The 3,161-nt window shown below is 69.0% G+C and carries 1 protein-coding gene and 4 tRNA genes; 1 reads left to right on the forward strand and 4 read right to left on the reverse strand.

Annotation, left to right across the window (positions count from 1 at the left end; all coding sequences use genetic code 11):
- Positions 1-59: 59 nt before the first annotated feature.
- From ACOJUJ_RS11140 to ACOJUJ_RS11155, 4 genes are all read right to left on the reverse strand, one after another.
- A tRNA-Glu gene (locus tag ACOJUJ_RS11140) sits at positions 60-132 on the reverse strand.
- Positions 133-154: 22 nt separating this feature from the next.
- A tRNA-Leu gene (locus tag ACOJUJ_RS11145) sits at positions 155-238 on the reverse strand.
- A gap of 23 nt (positions 239-261) precedes the next feature.
- Positions 262-335 (reverse strand) — tRNA-Arg (locus ACOJUJ_RS11150).
- Positions 336-370: 35 nt separating this feature from the next.
- A tRNA-Lys gene (locus ACOJUJ_RS11155) sits at positions 371-443 on the reverse strand.
- A gap of 326 nt (positions 444-769) precedes the next feature.
- Here ACOJUJ_RS11155 and ACOJUJ_RS11160 point away from each other — a divergent pair.
- Positions 770-2,791 carry an amidohydrolase family protein gene (locus tag ACOJUJ_RS11160; protein ID WP_420126949.1) on the forward strand — a complete coding sequence of 674 codons (2,022 nt, stop codon included), beginning with the start codon at positions 770-772 and terminating at the stop codon, positions 2,789-2,791.
- Positions 2,792-3,161: the final 370 nt, after the last annotated feature.

The following is a 3,161-nucleotide window of genomic DNA, read 5'->3' on the forward strand; positions in this document are numbered from 1 at the left end:
CGCGACCTTCGGGTTATGAGCCCGACGAGCTACCAGGCTGCTCCACCCCGCGACACGTATACCCCGTACGGGAATCGAACCCGTGTTTTAGCCTTGAGAGGGCTATGTCCTAGGCCACTAGACGAACGGGGCCCTGCATCCATCCACCAACCAGTGCTCCCGAGAGGACTCGAACCTCCACGAGCTTGCGCCCACTAGATCCTGAATCTAGCGCGTCTACCAATTCCGCCACAGGAGCATTTCAAACCAAACCTTCACCAGTGCGCCCGGAAGGATTCGAACCTCCGACCTCCTGATCCGTAGTCAGGCGCTCTATCCAGCTGAGCTACGGGCGCACAAACAAAATCACAGGATTCGCGCCAGGCGCGAGTGCACCGAGTAGGAATCGAACCTACAACCTTGGGATTAAGAGTCCCCTGCTCTGCCAGTTGAGCTATCGGTGCGTAACCGATTGAAGGCGCCTAACTTAGCAGAGTCTCGCGCATTGCGCAAGCCCCCCCGCTCCACCTCGCGCGGACCGGCGCCCGTGTGCGGCGGAGCATGCGGGGCGCCCAATATACCAGCGTGTGCCCCGCTTGTGAAGCCCCCACCCGCGACAGGTGCCACCAGGCGGTGGTGAAACCATGCGGATCGCTGCAGCCGCGCGGCTTTACACCCGCTTTTTCCGCGCGTATATGTATCCTGAGCGCCACTCCGGGGGCGCGCTGCATCGGGCCGGATGCACGCCGGCCGGCCACCATCCTCATCGTCCATCCTCACGAGCGGTACCATGCGAACCCTCTCGTTTACGCTGGCCCTGGCGCTCATCGCCGCGCCGGCCGCGGCCCAGCACGCGGGCCATCATCCCCCGCCGGCCGGCGACACCGTGCGCTACGTGGCCATCTCGGCCGGGAACGTTGCCGGGTACGAGCACATCTGGCGCGACGCGGAGGGCACCATCCATTCGGAGATGGAGTTCAACGACCGCGGCCGCGGCCCCAGGACCCGCACGCGCATCCGGGTTGACGAGCGGGGCTTTCCGGTGCTGATCGAGGCGGAGGGGGTGAACTACTACAAGGTGCCCGTCCGCGAGCGCTTCGAGGTGCGTGACGGCCGCGCCGTGTGGGAGAACAGCGCCGACCGTGGGGACACGGCGGTGAGCGGCCCCTTCTGGTACGCGTCCATGGATGCATCGGTCGAGGCAGGGTTGCTGCCGCGCGCGCTGCTGGCCTCGCCCGACCGCTCGCTGCCGCTGCTCCCGGCGGGGCGCGTGCGCATCGAGCCGGGCGCGGAGCTGCGGGTAAGCGCCAACGGGCGCACGCAGACCGTTCGCCAGTACGCCATCTCCGGCTTCGGATTTCAGCCGTACCGCCTGTGGCTTGACGAGAACCAGCAGTTCTTCGCCGCGGGCGGCGACTGGCTGGCGTTCGTCCGCGAGGGGTGGGAAGGCGCGCTGCCGCGGCTGTTCCAGGCCGACCAGGAGGCGGAAACGGCGTGGGGGGCGCAGATGGGGCGCACGCTGGCCCATCGGCCGGACGGCGCGGTCGTCTTTCGCAACGCCAACCTGTTCGATTCGCAGACGGGGCAGAGCCGGCCGGGGACCACGGTGGTCGTCACCGGCAACCGCATCCAGGCGGTGGGGCCGGACGGCACCGTGCAGGTGCCGCGGGGTGCGCAGGTGATCGACGCCGGGGGCAAGGCGCTGCTCCCCGGACTGTTCGACATGCACGTGCACCTGGGGCTGGTGGACGGCCTCTTTCACCTGGCCTCGGGCGTCACCAGCGTGCGCGACCTGGCCAACGACACCACGGTGTTTCCCCAGGTGGCGGCGGAGTGGAACGCGGGAACCAAGGTGGGGCCGCGCGTGGTGGTGATGGCGGGCTTCATCGACGGGTCCGGTCCCTTTACCGGTCCCACGGGGCTGCGGGCCGACACGCCGGAGCAGGCGCGGGCGCACGTGGCCTGGTACGCGGACCACGGCTACACCCACATCAAGCTGTACAGCTCGCTCAAGCCGGAGCTGGTGCCGCTGATCACCGAAGAGGCGCACCGCCGCGGAATGCGCGTCAGCGGCCACATCCCCGAGGGGATGAGGGCGGAGCAGGCGGTGCGGGCGGGGTTCGACGAGATTCAGCATGCCAACATGCTGGTGCTCAACTTTCTCGCCGATTCGCTGGACACCCGCACGCCGCAGCGGTTCAGCGGGCCGGCGCAAGAGGCGCTGAACCTGGACCTGAACAGCGATTCGGTGCGCGCGTTCGTGGCGCTGCTCAAGGAGCGGGGCACCGTGGTTGACCCCACGCTGAACGCGTTCGAGCAGCTGTTCACGGCGCGGCAGGGGGAGGTGGATCCGGTGCTGGCCGCCATCGCGCACAGGCTTCCGCCCAACGTGCAGCGCGGGCTGCGCGGCGGCGGACTGCCGGTGCCGGAGGGGATGGACCAGCGCTACCGCCAGTCGTTCCGCGCCCTGCTGAACCTGACGGCCATGCTGCACCGCGCCGGCGTCCCCATCGTTCCCGGGACGGACGCCATGGCGGGCTTTGCGCTGCACCACGAGCTGGAGCTGTACGAGCAGGCCGGCATCCCCGCCAACGAGGTGATGCAGATCGCCACCATCGGCTCGGCGCGGGTGGCGCGGCGCGAGGCGGACCTGGGCTCCATCACCGTGGGCAAGCTGGCGGACCTGATCCTGGTGGACGGCGATCCCGCGCGGCGGGTGTCCGACATCCGCAAGGTGGAACTGGTGATGAAGGACGGCGTGTTCTACCGTCCCGAGGAGCTGTGGACCGCGGTGGGGGTGGCGCCGCGGTAGGGAGGGGGATTGATGGTGTGATCAGGGCGCTTCGGATGGCTCCGCGCAGGCCCCCTCCGGGCCGGCACCACCGGCCCACCTCCCCCGAAACTGCCGGGGGAGGTTGAGGTAGGGCGGCCGCCCCCTCTCTCCGGCCTTCCCCCCCGCAGATTGCGTGGGGAAAGGGTGACGCGAGCCGCACATCCAGAGCGCCTCGGAGGGACGAGGCCCAAACCCTCCGAAGCGGGATCGAATTCTCCCCTCTCCGTGAGGAACGAACGGGGAGGGGCCGGGGGAGGGGCACCGCGCGGACGCAGCTCGATGCGTGTCGAAAATCGCCGGGAGATTGCCATCGATCCAACTGCGTCGACCCAACGGAAGCGGGGGGGGG

The organism is Longimicrobium sp., assembly GCF_048594345.1.
Taxonomy (GTDB): domain Bacteria; phylum Gemmatimonadota; class Gemmatimonadetes; order Longimicrobiales; family Longimicrobiaceae; genus Longimicrobium.